Genomic DNA, 14,600 nt, shown 5'->3' with positions numbered 1-14,600 from the left:
ATATAGTAAGCCTCTAGTTTTCTTTCAAATCAACAAAAAATTGTCCATTTTGAAAGCTGCAGTATAAAATTTGTTTGATATCGTTATAACCTAAGTTTTTTAATTTGCCAATAAGCCATTCGTCTGTATGTTCAATCATTTGTAAATGATTCAATTGAATTTCTCCATCAATAATAAGAGGAAGAGTAAACTGCAATGTATCCTGTTTACCTTTTTGTTTTTGAAAGACAGATAACTTCCCAGATGGTTCTAAAATAGCGTATTCTACATCTCGGATATCTCCAACTCCTTGCTCCCTTAATTGCATCAATAAATCATCTATATTATAACGCTGCTTTCTCATCTTCTTTTCATCAATTTTCCCCGCATTTACAAGAATAGCCGGCTCACCTTCTATTAAATGCCGAAATCGTTGAAACTTTAATGAAATGACTGACAAAATAATCTGTATACACATAAGAAAAGTCATGGGAACTAATTGGTGCCAAAGTGATTTATCGGTATTTTCAATTGCGACTACAGCCATTTCGCCAAGCATAATGAATACGACTAAATCTAATACACTTAACTCTCCAATTTCACGTTTACCCATAAGACGAAAAATAATTAATATGATGAAATACAAAAGCATCGTCCGGCCAATGATTGATACCCATTCCATTTCTACATCTCCTTTTTTACGTATAGACTCCCCTATAAAAAATAAACTAGTCTAACTTGGGCAAAAAGAAAATATGCTTGTATTAAAAAGGGGGAATGTATAAATGGATGGAACGAAAAAATTATCAACCGCAATCGGCTTTGGTATCATTACCTTATTAATTCTCGCATCAATTATTAGCATGGTTATAGCTCTTTTATTAAAGTTTACAGATATGACTGAAGGGACATTAGCCGTTACTATTTTTATACTAGCTCTTTTATCTATGCTTATATCCGGATTTACTGCCGGCAAAAAAGCACAAGGGAAAGGTTGGCTAGTAGGTTTCACAACAGGTCTTACATTCGCTATACTTGTTTTTCTAGTTAACTATTTAGGCTTCTCTCAAACTTTATCGAACTCCCAGTTACTTTATCAATTAGCATTAATGGGCGCGAGTACACTCGGTGGTATTTTCGGGGTAAATATGTCAAAACAAAATAACTAAAAAAGGCCCTGCACATTTCATGCAGGGCCTTCCTCATTAGTTTTTCACAACTTCACGAATCGCATTACGATCGAAAGTTAAGTGTGAACCACCAGATTTAATAACGATTTTCGTCTCATCTACTGATTCGATTGTACCGTGTAAACCACCGATTGTTACGATAGCATCACCTTTTGCTAACTCATTTTGCATTTGAGCAACTGCTTTTTGACGCTTTTGTTGCGGGCGAATTAATAAGAAATAGAAAATCGCAAACATCGCAACGATCATAACGATATTCATCATACCTGGATTCATCTTTTGTTCCTCCTTTTAAATTATGTATTAGAAGTTTTTAGCATTCGGTTTATTAAAGCCATACTGTTCAAAGAATTCTTCGCGGAAATCGCCAAGACGGTCTTCACGAATAGCTTGTCTCACCTGCTCCATTAAGTTTAACAGAAAATGAAGGTTGTGATAAGACGTTAAACGAATTCCGAACGTTTCATCACATTTCATTAAGTGACGAATGTATGCACGAGAGTAATTTTTACATGTATAGCAATCACAATTTGGATCAAGCGGACCGAAGTCTCTTGCAAACTTCGCATTTTTTACAACTAGACGGCCTTCACTTGTCATACATGTACCATTTCGAGCGATACGAGTTGGAAGTACGCAGTCAAACATATCAATACCACGAATTGCACCATCGATTAATGAGTCAGGAGAACCTACTCCCATTAAGTAACGTGGCTTATTATCTGGAAGAAGTGGTGTTGTAAACTCAAGTACACGGTTCATAATATCTTTCGGCTCACCTACAGATAAACCACCTACAGCGTAACCAGGGAAGTCCATTGAAACAAGGTCTTTTGCACTTTGACGACGAAGCTCTTCGAACTCTCCACCTTGTACAATACCGAATAAACCTTGATCTTGTGGACGCTCATGCGCTTTTAAACAACGTTCTGCCCAACGGCTTGTACGTTCTACAGACTTCTTCATATATTCAAAAGTAGCTGGGAATGGTGGACACTCATCAAATGCCATCATAATATCTGAACCTAATGCATTTTGAATTTCCATCGCTTTTTCTGGCGATAAGAATAATTTATCTCCATTTAAGTGGTTACGGAAGTGAACGCCTTCCTCTTCAATACGACGGAAGTCACTTAAACTGAATACTTGGAAACCACCAGAATCCGTTAAGATTGCACGATCCCAGTTCATAAATTTATGCAAACCGCCTGCTTCACGAATAATTTCGTGACCTGGGCGTAGCCATAAATGATACGTATTACTTAAAATAATGCCAGAATCCATTGCTTTTAATTCTTCTGGTGACATTGTCTTAACTGTTGCAAGTGTACCAACTGGCATAAATGTTGGTGTATCAAATGAACCGTGCGGCGTATGTACACGCCCTAAACGCGCACCCGTTTGTTTACAAGTTTTAATAAATTCATAACGAATTGCTGTCATAATTTACTCCTTTTATTTGTTTCCCATTTTAGCGTGAGATGCAACGAACATTGCATCACCGAAGCTAAAGAAACGATATTTTTCTTTTACTGCTTCATTATAAGCATGAAGTACATTATCTCTATTTGCAAATGCACTTACAAGCATAATTAATGTTGATTTCGGTAAATGGAAGTTTGTAATTAAACCATCAATTGCTTTAAATTCATAACCTGGGTACATAAAAATGTCTGTCCAGCCCGAAGCAGCACAAAGCTTGCCGTCATGATCTGTCGCAATTGTTTCTAACGTACGAGTTGAAGTCGTACCTACCGTAATAATACGTCCACCACTCTCTTTCACACGATTTAATAATGCCGCTGTCTCTTCAGACATATGGTAATATTCTGCGTGCATATGGTGTTCTTCAATCGTATCTGCAGAAACTGGCCTAAATGTTCCAAGTCCTACGTGAAGTGTAATGAAAGCTAACCCAACGCCTTTTTGTTTTAACTTCTCCAGTAGCTCTTCTGTAAAGTGAAGTCCCGCAGTCGGCGCTGCTGCTGAACCGATTTCTTTCGCATATACTGTTTGATAGCGATCGCGATCTTCTAGCGTCTCTTTAATATATGGAGGAAGTGGCATTTCCCCAAGTTCATCTAAAATTTCATAGAAGATGCCGTCATATGAAAATTCAAGCTGACGTCCACCTTGATCTGCAGTTCCTATACAAGTTGCTTTTAATTTCCCTTCGCCAAAAGAGATAACAGTTCCTTCTTTTACACGTTTCGCTGGCTTAACAAGCGTTTCCCACTTATCGCCTTCTTCTTGTTTTAAAAGAAGTACTTCAATGTGCGCGCCTGTATCTTCTTTCACACCATGCAAACGAGCAGGCATAACTTTCGTTTCATTTAAAACTAAGCAATCCCCCTCATGTAAGTAAGAAAGAATGTCTGTAAAATGTTTATGCTCAATATCGCCTGTTTCACGATCTAACACCATTAATCTTGATGTTTCACGATCTTCTAATGGGATTTGTGCAATAAGTTCTTCTGGTAAATGAAAATCAAACAGATTAATATCCATAACTATATCCACCTATTTCTTATTTAAATCGATTTATTATATACATAATAAAAGATAATACAATACTTAACACAATACATGTAATGATAGGAAAATAAAAGGTAACGTTTCCTTTTTTCACAAAAATATCGCCTGGAAGCCTTCCAATGAACTTCCAAGCTAATCCAACAACGATGAGTAAGATACCTGCTGTAATAAGCAATTTTGGCATCTCCGTCATACTTTTGGCATCTCCATTCCGAAATGCTCATATGCAAGCGGCGTTACGATTCGGCCCCTTGGCGTTCGTTGTAAAAAGCCAATTTGTAATAAATATGGCTCATATACATCTTCAATCGTATGAGATTCTTCTCCAATCGTTGCCGAAACCGTTTCTAACCCGACTGGGCCACCACGGAATTTCTCAATAATACCAAGTAATAATTTATGATCGATATGATCTAGACCTAATTTATCTACTTGCAGTAGTTCTAACGCCATTTGTGTAATTTCCATTGTAACCGTTCCGTTACCACGAACTTGTGCGAAATCTCGTACACGTCGTAATAAACGATTCGCAATACGAGGTGTACCACGAGCACGTCTTGCAATTTCTAGTGCGGCTAACGAATCAATTTCAACTTCAAATACTTCTGCTGTACGTTCAACAATCTCAGAAAGCTGATCTACTGTGTAATATTCTAATCTTGAAAGTACACCGAAACGGTCACGAAGCGGCGCTGATAATGCCCCCGCACGCGTCGTTGCTCCAACTAGTGTAAACGGAGGCAAATCTAAACGTACAGACCGTGCTGACGGCCCTTTTCCAATTACGATATCAAGGCAAAAATCCTCCATCGCAGGATATAACACTTCTTCAATTGATCTATGCAAACGATGAATTTCATCAATAAATAATACATCACCCGGCTGAAGTGCTGTTAATACAGCTGCTAAATCTCCCGGCCTTTCAATTGCTGGGCCTGAAGTTGTTCTAACATTTACGCCCATTTCATTGGCAATAATATTGGCAAGCGTCGTTTTACCAAGTCCTGGTGGTCCATATAGAAGCACATGATCTAACGTTTCTTCACGCATTTTCGCTGCTTCAATAAACACCTCTAAATTATGTTTCGCTTTATCTTGGCCAATATACTGACGGAGCGTCTGTGGCCGTAATGAATATTCTAAATCCGAATCTTCATATGCAGATTCCCCTGAAAGGAGACGTTCGTCCATTATACTCACCTCTTACCATTTAGTAAAAGACTAAGTGCCTTTTTAATATACTGATCCGTCGTTAATGATTCTTTTAATAACTCTGGTACAACGCGAGAAACTTCTCGTTCTGCGTATCCAAGTGCGCGCAGAGCTTCCAGCGCCTCATCAAGCTCAGCTGATGAACCTTTCTTCTCATCAAAACGTTCTGTGTCTGAGAATAAATCAACAAACGCATCTGGCACGACATCAGCTAGTTTTCCTTTTAAATCTAAAATCATTTGGCGTGCTGTTTTCTTTCCGACGCCCGGGAACTTCACTAAAAACTTCTCGTCTTCGTGTTCAATCGCTTGAACGACCTGTCCTGTTTGACCAGATGCTAAAATTGCAAGAGCACCTTTTGGTCCAATACCAGACACACCTAACAACTTTGTAAATAATAAACGCTCTTCACGTGTTTTAAACCCGTAAAGTGCCATAATATCTTCTCTCACATAATGATATGTATAGACACGGATTTCTTGCTTACTTCTTTGAAATACATACGGATTTGGTGTGAAAATTTGATAACCAATTCCATTATGGTCAATTACGACATATTCCGGTCCTACATATTCCACGTAACCTGTAACATATTCAAACAAAATACGATCTCTCCCTCTTAAATCATGTATTCCATTTTAACATATTTAATGATAGAAAAGCGAGACTACCCCAACAAATGTTCTCTATTTAAAACTTCTGTTATTTTCCATTGACAGAAAGTATGAAGCACCTTAATATACAGAAGTCGATAATGATTATCAATACTAATTAAAGGGGTTACATCAGGATGAAACAGAAGCTATTTATTTTATTTACTATTATGCTAGTTGTTCTTTCTATCGTTGGCTGTTCTTCTCAAAAAGAAGAATCGAAAGCGAAAGAACAACCGAAAACAAAAGTTGTAAAACACGCTAAAGGGGAAGCTACAATTCCAGTAAATCCAAAGAGAATTGTTGACCTATCTGGATCAACAGAAGAATTATTACTTCTCGGACACAAACCTGTTGGTACAGCAAACACATATAAAGATAAAATCCAAAATCATTTAACAGAAAAATTAGACGGCGTAAAGGCAGTAGGTTGGTACTGGGCACCTAAAATTGATTTAGAAGCTGTTACTGCATTAAAACCAGACTTAATTATTTTAAATAATCGTCAGTTGAAGATCTATGATCAATTAGAAAAGGTTGCACCAACAGTTGTTTTAGAAACAAACTTAGAAGACTGGCGCGGTAAGTTTAAAGAAGTAGGTAAACTATTTGACGAAGAAAAGAAAGCAGACAAATGGATTGCAGACTACGATAAAAAAGCAGACTCTTTATCTAAAAAAATTAAAGAAAAAACAAAAGATGAGAACTTTATGTTCGTCGCAGTTACACCACAAAACTTCCGTGTATACGGTAGCTTCGGATACGGTGACATCATCTTTAATGACTTAAAACTTCCAGTAACAAAAGGTACAGATTTAAAACAAACGATGGCACAAGTATCGCTAGAAGGTCTTGTTGCATTCCAACCTGATCAAATGTTTATTGTAAACTTTGGCGGCGAAGCTGATAAAGTTTACGAAGACTACAAAAACAGTGCCGTTTGGAAAGACAATAAAGCAGTTAAAAACAATCACGTATATGAAGTATCAAATGAAATCTTCAATACGAAAGCTTTCAATCCAATCGGAAAAGATATGCTAATTGATGAAATCGCAAAACAAATTTTAGATAAAAACAAGTAAAAAAAAGCAGCTCACCATGAGCTGCTTTTTTTCTTATTTTGCACTGCGTATTGCTTCATTTTTTCAATCGTCTTCACAAAACCTTCTTTTGATTTAATGCGAATACCACGCTTCAATTTTGCACGCTCATAACTCTCCAGCTTTTTCATATCAATTTGAAAGAAGGAATGAATCGCATTATCACTTTTCGGTACACCTTTAAAAATTTGTAATATCCCTTCCTCTGACACACCAAAATATCCGCTCGTTTTCAATAATGGAGAAATATCATCAACTTTCTTTTGTAATACGATTTGTACATCATCACGATCAACGAGCTGCCATTCTTTATATTGCTGTAGAAACTTTTCTAAGTCCGCTACTTTTTCTGTAAATATTTCCTCGCTTACTTCTCCATCAACATACATTCGCTCTAATAAAATTGTAACTTCCGGCTCTTTTTCTGTTACTTCTGGTACTGGCCCTTCCGCCTTCACATTCGTTTCATAAACGAAACAAAACATCATAACGAAAGCTTGTACTGCAATCAGTATCCATTTCATTTCCGTTCACCTCTTTTAGGCAAGATCAAACTTTCATTAGTAGTTTTTCCGGAAATGGGGGTTTTATCCATATAAATGACCGTATTACATTTCTCTCGAAAATAAAAAATGCAGATAAAGTTTTATCTTTATCTGCATTAGCATTTGTTTTTATATAAAATGAAAGACGCCTGCAAAGCAGGCGTCTTGATGCGTTTACGGCGAGAGACCAGGCGACCACATTCGCGTGTTTAGCACTTAAGCATATCTCTCGTCTTACGTAAATTAGCTCATCGCTTTGCTAATATAACATTAATAAATTATAAGTGCAACATGTTTATAAAAATATTTTATTTCCTCTTTCTCCCAAACGAACTTTATGTAAATTATAAATTGATAAATGCAATATATATGTTACAATTAATATAACAGCGAAATCATAATAAACAGAAGATGGATATTGTGAAAAAAATAAAGGATGAACGTCTCATTCTGAAAACATTAAAAAACATACGTATTGCCTTTCTTTTTCAATCGCTTGGTATAATTGGCATTTTAGGATATATCGGATTCACTGAAGGAATGGATCAAATTACGAAATCTCCATTATGGTTATTATTTATCCTTACAAGTATTGTACTTAGTTATTTACAGTTAAGCGTTTCTATCGATGTAGAAGAAGGCGAAAAGGATATAAAGTTAACTCCTTATTACAAAATTATTTTACGCTCTCTTATTGTAGGAACTATTATAGCCATTATTTATATTATTTTCAGTCCAGAAAGACCTCTCTTTGAGGCTATTCTAACAGGTAGTATTTTCTTTATATGTTTTTTAATTTCTTATTCCATTAGTTATTTCATTAAAAAACGTCGTTTACAAGACAACGATGAATAAAGAGGAAGGGCTACCCCTTCCTCTTTTGTTTTGCTATCGCATAGTACCAGTTAAACCGTAACGAATGTCTCGGAACATATTCCCTATATCACGATTAAAATCGTTTGTAACTGTACCGTTACGTAGGCGTGTACTCATTGCATCGACACGAGTAAACATGTCATTTCTTACAGAAACATATACATTTCTGTTTCCAACTTCATTTACAACAGCTTGACGAACTTCGTTTGCAAGTGCCGTTTCATTCGATACTGGATTACGCGGTTTTACTGCAATCGCCACATCGTTTCCATATACAACTGTAGACACGCGGTCTACGTTATTCATACGCTTTACACGATTTGTTATTTTTTCTGCTGTTTTACCATCATTGTTAATGTATGAATTGTTCATTGTAATATTACGTGTTGGATGCGGGTTAGCAATTTGACCGTTGTAATTTACATCTCGGTAATAATTGTTATATCCTGTATCATTACGACCATTTCTATATGTTACATAATCTGTATAACGATCATTACGCGTTACATTATCACGATACTGGTGTGTATCATTATAAGATGTACGCTCGTAATTGTAGTTACGTCCATCCATTGCATTATTATCTTTTGGTGTACCACATGCAGCTAATGCACTGGTAACTAACAAAGAAGCAGCGATCACTTTTACTTTCGTATTCAATACAAAAACCCCCTCTGTTAGAATGAGCTTCTTTTCTGAAAAGCTCCCTCTTATGATGAGTAACAGAGAAGGTTTTTACACTGTTAATATTTCACTGGGGATTTTCTAACATTTGATGTAAATCTTCCATTTTCAGAACGACTCTACATAAAAAAAGGCGGGAATAATCCCACCTTTTTTAAACTTCCTCTTCGTCCTCTTCTTCTGAAACTGGATCTCCAAATACATTTGGTGGATCCGGTTGATAATACATCGTTCCTGGCTGTGGCGCATATGCCGATTGAGTTGGTTGATAATATAAAGGATTCGCATATTGTGGTCCTCCAGGTTGAGGACTATATAACCTACTCTCTCCTCCGCATCCACAATCTTCTTCACCTTGTACGAGTGGCGGCATATTATTATCCATTGGCATCATATTTGGATTTGGCATAGACGTATATTGCGGTCCAAACGGTGCTCCTTGCTGATATGGCATTTGATATGGATTTTGTTGTTGATAATACGGATTTGGCGGCATCATAGGCTGTTGGTATGGTATTTGATATGGCATCATATTCGGTGGTTGATTATTATCCATTATCGGCATCATGTTTGGCATTTGATTATTATCCATTATCGGCATCATATTTGGCATTTGGTTGTTATCCATTATCGGCATCATATTTGGCATTTGGTTGTTATCCATTATCGGCATCATATTTGGCATTTGGTTGTTATCCATTATCGGCATCATATTTGGTATTGGGTTATTATCCATTATCGGCATGATGTTTGGTGGTTGATTGTTATCCATTATCGGCATCATATTTGGCATTTGGTTGTTATCCATTATCGGCATCATATTTGGCATTTGGTTGTTATCCATTATCGGCATGATGTTTGGTGGTTGATTGTTATCCATTATCGGCATGATGTTTGGCGGTTGATTGTTATCCATTATCGGCATGATGTTTGGCGGTTGATTGTTATCCATGATTGGCATGATGTTTGGCGGTTGATTGTTATCCATGATTGGCATGATGTTTGGTATTTGAATATTTGGCGGTATTACTTGTGGAATAACTACATTTTCTTTCGATACATTTGGTGACACGATGTTTCCTACATTTTCTTTCTTCACTTGCGGTGACATGATATTCCCTACATTTTCTTTCTTTACTTGCGGTGACACGATATTCCCTACATTTTCTTTCTTTACTTGCGGTGACACGATATTTCCTACATTTTCTTTCTTTACTTGCGGTGACACGATATTTCCTACATTTTCTTTCTTTATTTGAGGTGACACGATGTTTCCTACATTTTCTTTCTTCACTTGCGGTGACACGATATTCCCTACATTTTCTTTCTTTACTTGCGGTGACACGATATTATCTTTTTTCGTTTGCGGAGAAATGATGTTATTAGGTTTCATTTTAGTAATTTGAGGAGCAATTAACTCGCTTCCTTTTTTAATTACATCTGAAATTTTATATTCTTTTTTTGCTTTTATTGGTGGTTGCGGCGGCTGTGGTAATACATTTACCGAAAACTTCGTGTTTTCTTTTTCTGCTGGTTTTTGTTTTTCTATAACAGGTGGTTTTTGAATAACAGACGGTTTTTCAACTGGTTTTTCTATTTGAATTGGCTTTTCTTTTTGCACCTCTTTTTGTGGCTTTACCTGTACTTCTTTTTGCGGTTTCACTTGCATTTCCTTCTGTGGTTTTACCTGTACTTCTTTTTGTGGTTTTACTTGCACTTCTTTTTGTGTTTGTTGCATAGCAGGTTGCTGTGTAATTGGTGCTGATTGATACGTAACTTCTTCCTCATCTTCTATTCCAAGTGGCGTTGGTGTTGCTGCAAATTCTTTTTGCTGTACTTCTTTTACATATTGTTTTGGAGGTGCTGAACCTGCCCCAGCCTGTTGTTTTACGTGAACGCTGTTTGATGGTACTTTAATTTTCATACCTGGCATGATTAAATCTGGATTACTAAGTTGTGTATTTGTGTTTTTCAACGTATCAAAATCCACTCCGTACTTTTTCGCAATTTTCCAAAGGGTATCCCCTTTTTGCACGATATGAATTTTCAAATTTTCCCCCTCCTGTATAACTTATCTATAAGTAACAAATCTCATGAAGTAACCCTTTCTAAATAACGCTAACTTCTGTTCACTTGTATCACTTCTTCGATTTTTAATATCATTAGAAGTGGAATAAGCATAAAAAAATCGCAATGATTTCTTCAAAACAATGTATGCCCATTTCGTTCTCGTTATGATTATATGCATGAAAAAAAGCAACAGAAATACCGTTGCTTTACACACGCTCTAACATACGATTTAATGCGAGAACCGCTTCTTCAGTCACTTGTTTATCTACGCTAATAACGTTAATTTCTTCTCCTCTTTCTACCGTTTCAAGCACCCATAATAAGTGCGGCAGATCAATTCGGTTCATCGTTAAACACGGACACATAAATGGATTAAGTGAAACAATCTCTTTATCTGTATGTTGCTGAATAATTCGGTTCACTAAATTCATCTCTGTACCAATTGCCCATTTACTTCCAGGTGGCGCTGCTTCAATCATATCAATAATATATTTCGTTGACCCTGCGTAATCCGAAGCATCAACGACCTCATAACAACATTCCGGATGTACAATAATATTCATATCCGGATGATTTTTTCGTACATTCTCAATGTTTTTCACTGTAAAGTTTTGATGAACCGAACAATGCCCTTTCCATAAAATCACTTGAATTCCTTCTATATCTCCATCGTATTCTAATGAATCTGTATGCGGGTCCCATACTGCCATTTTATCTAACGGGATACCTAAATCGTATGCTGTATTTCTTCCTAAATGTTGATCCGGTAAAAAGACAAGACGCTCTTTTTGTGTAAACGCCCAAGACACCATTTGTTTTGCATTAGAAGAAGTTACTGTTGCTCCGCCATTACGACCACAAAACGCTTTAATTGCAGCTGTAGAGTTAACATATGTTAACGGAATCATCGTATCTCCAAATAATTTTGCGAGCTCTTTCCATGCTCTTTCTGTTTGTTCAATATCTGCCATATCTGCCATCGAACAACCTGCACGCATATCTGGCAAAATAACGATTTGATCATCTGTCGTTAACATATCTGCTGTTTCTGCCATAAAGTGTACGCCACAAAATACAATATATTTTGCTTCTTTATTGCTCGCTGCAACTTGCGCAAGCTGAAGCGAATCTCCTGCTGCATCAGAAAATTGTACCACTTCATCTTTTTGGTAATGATGCCCTGGAATAAATAGTGTTTTCCCCATTTTTTCTTTAATTTCACGAACACGCTTTTCCATATCTTCTGTTGACATCGTGTAATAACGCTCTGGTAACATCGTTTCAATCGGTTGTACTTTTTCTAAAATACTCATATCCCTTTCTCCCCCTCTAAGCCACTTTCCTTACGCCTCAATATTGAAACTAATATCAAGTGCTTTCACTGAATGTGTTAACGCTCCAAGTGAAATATAATCGACCCCTGTTTTTCCATATTTCGATAAACCTTCAATTGTAATGCCTCCTGATGCTTCCGTAACGATAGCACTTGGTACAATCTTTGAAAACTCCCGAATCTCATCTGGCGTACGGTTATCAAACATAATAATATCCGCACCAGCAGCTACAGCCTCTCTCACTTGCTCCTCCGTTTCTGTTTCCACTTCCACTTTCACCATATGTCCTAATTTTTCTTTCACCGATGTAACAGCTTTCGTAATAGAACCAGCAAAAGCAATATGATTGTCTTTAATCATGACACCATCATATAAACCAAAACGGTGATTAAATCCACCTCCGCACACGACTGCATACTTATCAAACATACGTAGCCCTGGCATCGTTTTTCGCGTATCACAAATACGTGTATGACCACTATCTAAAGCAAGGACAGCTTTATGTGTCATCGTAGCTATCCCGCTCATACGCTGGATAACGTTTAATATAACGCGCTCTGCCGTTAATAACGAAGCAATTGGCCCTTGCGCAGTTGCTATTATTTCGCCCTTTTCTACAAGATCTCCATCTTTTTTATGAAGCTCCACTTCAATTCTTTCATCAATTAATTTAAATCCTTCTTCAATTACTAAACGCCCCGCAAAGACACCTGTATCCTTCGCAAGAAACGTTCCTTTTGAAAGTAAATTGTCTGGAAAAATAAGCTGAGATGTGACATCTCTTTCTCCTATATCTTCTAGAAAAAATCGATTTAATGCTTCTTTCACTTTTATCGTGTTCATAGAGCCCCTCTTCCCTTCATCACACAAGTTGTAGTTTTCTTTTCACTCGAACGATCTCTTTTTTTACGCTATTTCTATCTGGATAATCACTTCGATAATGGCCACCAATACTTTCTTCTCTTTGCAAAGCTGATACGACTATAAGCTCACAGGCTGTTAACATATTAATAAGCGTTATCTCTTCATTTGTAAGAGCATCATGTTGTAATATCATATTTCGAACACCGTACTTACTAAGCCATCTCTTTGCATAAGATAAACTTTTCTCTGTTCGCACAATCCCAACATATTTCATCATGCATTCTTGTATTTCTTCTTTCGCCGGCAAATGATTCAGAACAATAAACTTTTTTTCCTTCTCAGCCACGTTGTTCCAGCTTTCTTTTGTCGCTTTGGTTAAAATATGTTGTCCTATTCTTTTTCCAAACACAAGACCTTCTAATAATGAATTACTTGCTAATCTATTTGCTCCATGAACACCATTACAAGCTACTTCACCGACCGCATATAAATTTGGAATGGACGTCTCCCCATCACAGTTCGTTTTCACGCCGCCCATATGAAAATGAGCACCGGGTACGACTGGAATGCGTTTTTCATTTATATCGACACCATTTTTTTTACACAATGATGATACAGTCGGAAAACGTTCTTCGAAATTTTGGATAGACTCGATATTTACATACACTTGTTCACCCGCCAAAAGCTGCTCATGAATCGCTCTTGCTACTACATCACGTGGTGCGAGATCGTGATCAGGGTGTATATTCATCATAAAACGCTGCCCTTTTCCATTCATAAGGACAGCTCCTTCGCCACGGACAGCTTCAGAGACGAGGCCGCAGCATCGCCCGCTTGCGTATAACATTGTTGGATGAAATTGTACAAACTCTAAATCTACGAGCTCCCCGCCTGCGCGGTACACCATCGCAAGTCCATCACCCGTAATTGTCTTATCATTAGAAGTAAAGGCGTATAAACCGCCAATCCCGCCTGTTGCTAACACCGTATACTCTGCAACGTAACGCTTCAACTTTCCTTCACTAGTTCTTGTTAAAACTCCAACACATTTATCATTTTCTATAATAAAATCAAGCACCATTTCCTGTTCCACTACCGTAACGTGCGGAGCTACTTCTTGAATGAAATGCTCTAATAAATTCTTTCCTGTTGCATCGCCACCTGCATGTAAAATACGACGCTTTCGATGTGCGCCTTCTTTTCCAAGATAAGGACCCGTTTCATCTCCATCAAATTTCATTCCATTTTCAATGAGATTATTCATTTCTTTCGGTCCTTCCTCGACTAAATAACGGACCACATCTTCATTGTTATAATGACATCCTGCTACTAACGTATCTTCAAAATGATCATTTGGATTGTCATATGTAGCAACCGCTGCGGCAATTCCACCTTGCGCTAAATATGTATTATTATTACGATTTGTTTCCTTTGTGATAATAATCACATTCTTTTCGTGACAAATCTCTTTCGCAACACGAAGTGCCGCAACGCCACTTCCAATAATTAAGACATCTGCACTTGGCATAATTGTTGCCTCCTACTTTACACTTTTCAA

Annotated in this window: 15 protein-coding genes and 1 pseudogene; 3 read left to right on the top strand and 13 right to left on the bottom strand. The window is 37.2% G+C overall.

Annotated elements, in window-relative coordinates; genetic code table 11:
- Window positions 1-13: 13 nt before the first annotated feature.
- Window positions 14-661, bottom strand: a complete 648-nt coding sequence (locus tag ILT06_RS02440) for a DUF421 domain-containing protein (protein ID WP_064474711.1) — start codon at window positions 659-661, stop codon at window positions 14-16.
- 103 nt (window positions 662-764) lie between these two features.
- Between ILT06_RS02440 and ILT06_RS02435 the strand changes: the two genes are divergently transcribed.
- Entirely contained in the window at window positions 765-1,148 is a 384-nt protein-coding gene (locus ILT06_RS02435) for a TIGR04086 family membrane protein (RefSeq protein WP_048562228.1), read from the top strand.
- Between the two features lie 36 nt (window positions 1,149-1,184).
- Here ILT06_RS02435 and yajC read toward each other — a convergent pair whose 3' ends face one another.
- Genes yajC through ruvA form a run of 6 tightly spaced genes read right to left on the bottom strand, consistent with a single transcriptional unit; the run spans window position 1,185 to window position 5,518 of the window.
- Window positions 1,185-1,445 (bottom strand): preprotein translocase subunit YajC, encoded by a 261-nt coding sequence (gene yajC / locus ILT06_RS02430; protein WP_001068064.1) that lies wholly within the window; start codon window positions 1,443-1,445, stop codon window positions 1,185-1,187.
- Window positions 1,446-1,472: 27 nt separating this feature from the next.
- On the bottom strand, window positions 1,473-2,612 hold the full coding sequence (gene tgt, locus ILT06_RS02425; protein ID WP_000125362.1) for a tRNA guanosine(34) transglycosylase Tgt: 1,140 nt from the start codon (window positions 2,610-2,612) through the stop codon (window positions 1,473-1,475).
- Window positions 2,613-2,624: 12 nt separating this feature from the next.
- The gene (queA, locus tag ILT06_RS02420) at window positions 2,625-3,677 is read right to left on the bottom strand and encodes a tRNA preQ1(34) S-adenosylmethionine ribosyltransferase-isomerase QueA (protein ID WP_064474710.1); all 1,053 of its coding nucleotides are present in this window, start codon (window positions 3,675-3,677) and stop codon (window positions 2,625-2,627) included.
- 19 nt (window positions 3,678-3,696) lie between these two features.
- Window positions 3,697-3,897 (bottom strand): DUF2905 domain-containing protein, encoded by a 201-nt coding sequence (locus ILT06_RS02415; RefSeq protein WP_000138162.1) that lies wholly within the window; start codon window positions 3,895-3,897, stop codon window positions 3,697-3,699.
- The gene (gene ruvB, locus ILT06_RS02410) at window positions 3,894-4,895 is read right to left on the bottom strand and encodes a Holliday junction branch migration DNA helicase RuvB (protein ID WP_000344467.1); all 1,002 of its coding nucleotides are present in this window, start codon (window positions 4,893-4,895) and stop codon (window positions 3,894-3,896) included. Before ruvB ends, ILT06_RS02415 begins: the two co-directional genes overlap by 4 nt.
- A gap of 5 nt (window positions 4,896-4,900) precedes the next feature.
- A complete protein-coding gene (ruvA, locus tag ILT06_RS02405; protein ID WP_000464511.1) occupies window positions 4,901-5,518 on the bottom strand; it encodes a Holliday junction DNA helicase RuvA in 618 nt (205 codons plus the stop codon).
- 188 nt (window positions 5,519-5,706) lie between these two features.
- Here ruvA and ILT06_RS02400 point away from each other — a divergent pair, with 188 nt between their 5' ends.
- Window positions 5,707-6,651, top strand: coding sequence for an iron-hydroxamate ABC transporter substrate-binding protein (locus tag ILT06_RS02400; RefSeq protein WP_222654801.1), 945 nt, complete (start codon window positions 5,707-5,709; stop codon window positions 6,649-6,651).
- A gap of 11 nt (window positions 6,652-6,662) precedes the next feature.
- Here ILT06_RS02400 and ILT06_RS02395 read toward each other — a convergent pair whose 3' ends face one another.
- The gene (locus ILT06_RS02395; RefSeq protein ID WP_000871201.1) at window positions 6,663-7,193 is read right to left on the bottom strand and encodes a BofC C-terminal domain-containing protein; all 531 of its coding nucleotides are present in this window, start codon (window positions 7,191-7,193) and stop codon (window positions 6,663-6,665) included.
- Window positions 7,194-7,625: 432 nt separating this feature from the next.
- Here ILT06_RS02395 and ILT06_RS02390 point away from each other — a divergent pair, with 432 nt between their 5' ends.
- Window positions 7,626-8,069, top strand: a complete 444-nt coding sequence (locus ILT06_RS02390; RefSeq protein WP_081257175.1) for a branched-chain amino acid ABC transporter substrate-binding protein — start codon at window positions 7,626-7,628, stop codon at window positions 8,067-8,069.
- 33 nt (window positions 8,070-8,102) lie between these two features.
- Here the strand turns inward: ILT06_RS02390 and ILT06_RS02385 are convergent, their stop codons facing one another.
- The 5 genes and pseudogenes from ILT06_RS02385 to nadB form a co-directional block, all read right to left on the bottom strand.
- Window positions 8,103-8,750 carry a YhcN/YlaJ family sporulation lipoprotein gene (locus tag ILT06_RS02385; RefSeq protein ID WP_048562224.1) on the bottom strand — a complete coding sequence of 216 codons (648 nt, stop codon included), beginning with the start codon at window positions 8,748-8,750 and terminating at the stop codon, window positions 8,103-8,105.
- A 1,917-nt stretch (window positions 8,751-10,667) separates the two neighbouring features.
- Window positions 10,668-10,824: pseudogene (gene safA / locus ILT06_RS33015) on the bottom strand (SafA/ExsA family spore coat assembly protein); the annotation flags it as partial.
- Between the two features lie 226 nt (window positions 10,825-11,050).
- Window positions 11,051-12,157 (bottom strand): quinolinate synthase NadA, encoded by a 1,107-nt coding sequence (gene nadA, locus ILT06_RS02375; protein ID WP_064474707.1) that lies wholly within the window; start codon window positions 12,155-12,157, stop codon window positions 11,051-11,053.
- A gap of 30 nt (window positions 12,158-12,187) precedes the next feature.
- Window positions 12,188-13,021 (bottom strand): carboxylating nicotinate-nucleotide diphosphorylase, encoded by an 834-nt coding sequence (nadC, locus tag ILT06_RS02370; RefSeq protein WP_064474706.1) that lies wholly within the window; start codon window positions 13,019-13,021, stop codon window positions 12,188-12,190.
- A gap of 19 nt (window positions 13,022-13,040) precedes the next feature.
- Window positions 13,041-14,570, bottom strand: a complete 1,530-nt coding sequence (gene nadB / locus ILT06_RS02365) for an L-aspartate oxidase (protein ID WP_064474705.1) — start codon at window positions 14,568-14,570, stop codon at window positions 13,041-13,043.
- Window positions 14,571-14,600 lie beyond the last annotated feature (30 nt).

The organism is Bacillus sp. 17RED48 (genome assembly GCF_019837545.1).
GTDB lineage: Bacteria > Bacillota > Bacilli > Bacillales > Bacillaceae_G > Bacillus_A > Bacillus_A wiedmannii.
The sequence above is the reverse complement of the archived record's forward strand: the minus strand, read 5'-3'. Positions and strand labels throughout refer to the sequence as shown.

Excerpts from the sequence above, each read along its gene's own strand:
- ILT06_RS02440 (WP_064474711.1), bottom strand. The coding sequence starts at position 661 with ATGGAATGGGTATCAATCATTGGCCGGACGATGCTTTTGTATTTCATC.
- ILT06_RS02435 (WP_048562228.1), top strand. The coding sequence starts at position 765 with ATGGATGGAACGAAAAAATTATCAACCGCAATCGGCTTTGGTATCATT.
- yajC (WP_001068064.1), bottom strand. The coding sequence starts at position 1,445 with ATGAATCCAGGTATGATGAATATCGTTATGATCGTTGCGATGTTTGCG.
- tgt (WP_000125362.1), bottom strand. The coding sequence starts at position 2,612 with ATGACAGCAATTCGTTATGAATTTATTAAAACTTGTAAACAAACGGGT.
- queA (WP_064474710.1), bottom strand. The coding sequence starts at position 3,677 with ATGGATATTAATCTGTTTGATTTTCATTTACCAGAAGAACTTATTGCA.
- ILT06_RS02415 (WP_000138162.1), bottom strand. The coding sequence starts at position 3,897 with ATGACGGAGATGCCAAAATTGCTTATTACAGCAGGTATCTTACTCATC.
- ruvB (WP_000344467.1), bottom strand. The coding sequence starts at position 4,895 with ATGGACGAACGTCTCCTTTCAGGGGAATCTGCATATGAAGATTCGGAT.
- ILT06_RS02400 (WP_222654801.1), top strand. The coding sequence starts at position 5,707 with ATGAAACAGAAGCTATTTATTTTATTTACTATTATGCTAGTTGTTCTT.
- ILT06_RS02395 (WP_000871201.1), bottom strand. The coding sequence starts at position 7,193 with ATGAAATGGATACTGATTGCAGTACAAGCTTTCGTTATGATGTTTTGT.
- ILT06_RS02390 (WP_081257175.1), top strand. The coding sequence starts at position 7,626 with ATGGATATTGTGAAAAAAATAAAGGATGAACGTCTCATTCTGAAAACA.
- nadA (WP_064474707.1), bottom strand. The coding sequence starts at position 12,157 with ATGAGTATTTTAGAAAAAGTACAACCGATTGAAACGATGTTACCAGAG.
- nadC (WP_064474706.1), bottom strand. The coding sequence starts at position 13,021 with ATGAACACGATAAAAGTGAAAGAAGCATTAAATCGATTTTTTCTAGAA.
- nadB (WP_064474705.1), bottom strand. The coding sequence starts at position 14,570 with ATGCCAAGTGCAGATGTCTTAATTATTGGAAGTGGCGTTGCGGCACTT.